Genomic DNA, 3,302 nt, shown 5'->3' with positions numbered 1-3,302 from the left:
GAAGCATATGACCCGACCGCAGAATTGTCGCGTTTCCATTTCCCCTCCATCGATTTGCTGAATGAGATACCGGAACCACAGGTGAGCGTCGACCACCAGGAGATGGAAGAAAACAAAGAGCGCATCAAGGCCACTCTCGCCAACTACCAGATTCCGATTTCTCACATCAAAGCTACCGTAGGCCCTACAGTCACTCTTTATGAGATAGTACCTGCCGAAGGTGTGCGCATCGCAAAAATAAAACGCCTGGAAGATGACATTGCCTTAAGCCTGGCCGCTCTCGGCATTCGCATCATAGCACCTATCCCCGGCAAAGGAACCATCGGCATCGAGGTCCCGAACAAAGAGGCGCAGATGGTACCGGTTCGCTCGATTATCGGCTCACGAAAATTCCAGGAGTGCAAATACGACCTCCCGATGGCTATGGGAGCCACTATCTCAAAAGACATTTTCATAGCCGACCTTACCAAAATGCCACATGTACTCGTGGCAGGCGCAACCGGCCAGGGTAAATCAGTAGGCCTCAACGTAATCATTGCATCGTTACTCTACAAGAAGCATCCGTCGGAATTGAAGTTCGTGCTCGTTGACCCCAAGATGGTAGAGTTCAGCCTCTATTCAAAACTGGAGAAGCACTATCTGGCCAAACTGCCCGGCGAAGAGGAGCCGATAATCACAGACCCTATGAAAGTAGTGGCAACCCTCAACTCTTGTTGTCTTGAGATGGACAACAGATATGCCCTGCTTAAGGAAGCCAATGTCCGCACGATAAAAGAGTATAATGCCAAATTTATCCAACGCCGCCTGAGTCCCGAAAAAGGACATCGTTATCTCCCATACATCGTAATGGTAGTCGACGAGTTCGGCGACCTTATCATGATGGCCGGCAAAGAAGTCGAACAGCCTATAGCCAGAATCGCCCAGAAAGCGCGCGCAGTAGGAATGCACATGATTCTTGCCACACAACGCCCGTCGACCAACGTTATTACCGGTATCATAAAAGCCAACTTCCCCGGGCGCATAGCATTCAGAGTAAGTCAGATGGTCGACTCTCGCACTATCCTTGACCGTCCCGGAGCCAACCAGCTGATTGGCAAAGGCGACATGCTGTTCTCATTCAATGGCGAGATTGACCGTGTGCAGTGTGCGTTTATAAGCACTGAAGAAGTAGAAAACATTGTCGAGTCGATACATGAGCAGATTGGCTACAGTGAGGCATACCCACTGCCCGAGTATATACCCGATGGCGATGCCGTAGCAGGAGCTATCACTCAGGGCAACGAGCACGACCCGCTATTCGAAGAAGCCGCACGGTTCATCGTATCATCAAACACAGCCTCAACATCATCGCTGCAACGCCGCTACAACATCGGATACAACCGCGCCGGACGACTGATGGACCAGATGGAAGCCGCAGGATTCGTAGGTCCGGCATCCGGAGCAAAACCTCGCCAGGTACTCATCGACTCACTCCAGCTCGAACGCATGCTTGAAATAATGTCATGATGAAATATTACAAATCCTACATATTGTCCATAGCCATTTCTGCTATGACATTGTTAGCCATACCCGCAGTTGCAGCCTCGCCTGCAACCACGGCATTGAACGGACATCAGATTCTTGAACGCACTACGTCAAAAATCGGCAAGGCCCGCTGCATAACCACGTCATTCTCAATGACAGCAAATGGTCAGACAGCAAAAGGGACACTGAAAATGTCAGGTGACAAGTTCTTCCTCACTCTACCTAACGCACGTATATGGTACGACGGACGCACACTATGGTCGCTCGACAGTTCCACCAAGGAGGTCAACATCTCAGAGCCTATGCCTGAAGAACTCGCTCAGGTCAATCCGATGATAATAATATCATCCATGCTTAATGCCTCTACCCCGCGACAGATGAAAGGCACAGCCAAGGATTATTCCTTACACGTCACGCCCAAGGCATCACAGCACCTCGCGTTTACAAGCGCCATAATTGATGTGGACAAAAAAACGTTTCTCCCCTCGCGTATAGTCCTGACTCTCGACTCCGGACAGACGGTCACACTAAACACCAACAACGTCGACCTCACCACAAACCATCCGGCATCGACCTTTGTTTTCAATAAGAATGACTATCCGGGATATGCCCTGATTGATTTGCGCTGATTTATATCATTATTTATAACCACGATTCAAAATATTGCACCTATGAGTGATACTACTAAATGCCTTATAATCGGCTCCGGTCCGGCAGGATATACCGCAGCTATATATGCAGCCCGCGCCAACATGGCTCCAATAATATATGAAGGTCTGCAACCGGGAGGGCAGCTTACTACTACTTCTGAGGTGGAAAACTTCCCCGGCTATCCCGAAGGAGTAATGGGAGCACAGCTCATGGAGGACTTAAGAAAGCAGGCTGCGCGTTTTGAGGCCGACATACGTACAGGAGTAATATCCAAAGTTGATTTCTCGTCGCGCCCGTTCCACGCGACAGCCGATGATGGCACTGAAATCGAAGCCGACACTGTCATAATAGCAACCGGCGCTTCAGCCAAATATCTTGGTCTTGAGGATGAGGTACGTTACTCTGGCCTGGGTGTATCGGCATGCGCTACATGCGACGGATTCTTCTATCGCGGCCGCACTGTAGCAGTCGTAGGCGGTGGTGATACAGCCTGCGAAGAGGCATATTATCTGAGTGGTCTTGCAAAAAAGGTATACCTCATTGTACGCAAAGACTACCTCCGCGCCTCTAAAGTAATGCAGAAGCGCGTCATTGATAAAGAGAATATCTCGATTCTTTTCAACACCCAGACTCTTGGTCTGTTCGGAAACGAATTTGTTGAAGGCGCTCATCTTATCGAATATGCCGGCACCGAAAAAGAGCACAAATTCGATATCGACATCGACGGATTCTTCCTCGCAATCGGGCATAAGCCGAATACCGATATATTCAAGTCACAGATTGAACTTGACGAGCAGGGATACATAAAGACCGAAGGCAATACCCAGGCCACAAGTGTGCCCGGAGTATTTGCAGCCGGTGATGTTGCCGACCCCAATTATCAGCAGGCAATTGTTGCCGCAGGCTCCGGTTGCCGTGCGGCTCTTGATGCAGAACATTTTCTCATGGAGCACCAACAATAGCAAGACATAATAGGAAATATAATCCACACTTCATAAAATCGCCATGGCATTAGCTATGGCGATTTTGCTATTTAGAGCTTCTTAATAATAAGACCCCGTTCACCAATATTTGTTAACGCTGGGGCGGTCAAGCGTCGTGCAGATGTGTTCGCGCAGTGAGGGAGC

General features: G+C 49.5%; 3 protein-coding genes. All 3 read left to right on the top strand.

Annotation, left to right across the window (positions count from 1 at the left end):
- Window positions 1–1,506: DNA translocase FtsK (locus K2I50_RS04375; RefSeq protein WP_301025009.1), on the top strand; the 1,506-nt coding region annotated here is incomplete at its 5' end.
- A gap of 44 nt (window positions 1,507–1,550) precedes the next feature.
- Complete coding sequence (gene lolA1, locus K2I50_RS04370) at window positions 1,551–2,153, top strand: outer membrane lipoprotein periplasmic chaperone LolA1 (RefSeq protein WP_301025008.1); 603 nt, start codon at window positions 1,551–1,553, stop codon at window positions 2,151–2,153.
- Window positions 2,154–2,195: 42 nt separating this feature from the next.
- On the top strand, window positions 2,196–3,137 hold the full coding sequence (gene trxB / locus K2I50_RS04365; protein ID WP_301025007.1) for a thioredoxin-disulfide reductase: 942 nt from the start codon (window positions 2,196–2,198) through the stop codon (window positions 3,135–3,137).
- Window positions 3,138–3,302: the final 165 nt, after the last annotated feature.

The sequence above is a fragment of the Muribaculum sp. genome (assembly GCF_029051885.1).
Classification (GTDB): domain Bacteria; phylum Bacteroidota; class Bacteroidia; order Bacteroidales; family Muribaculaceae; genus Muribaculum.
The sequence above is the reverse complement of the archived record's forward strand: the minus strand, read 5'-3'. Positions and strand labels throughout refer to the sequence as shown.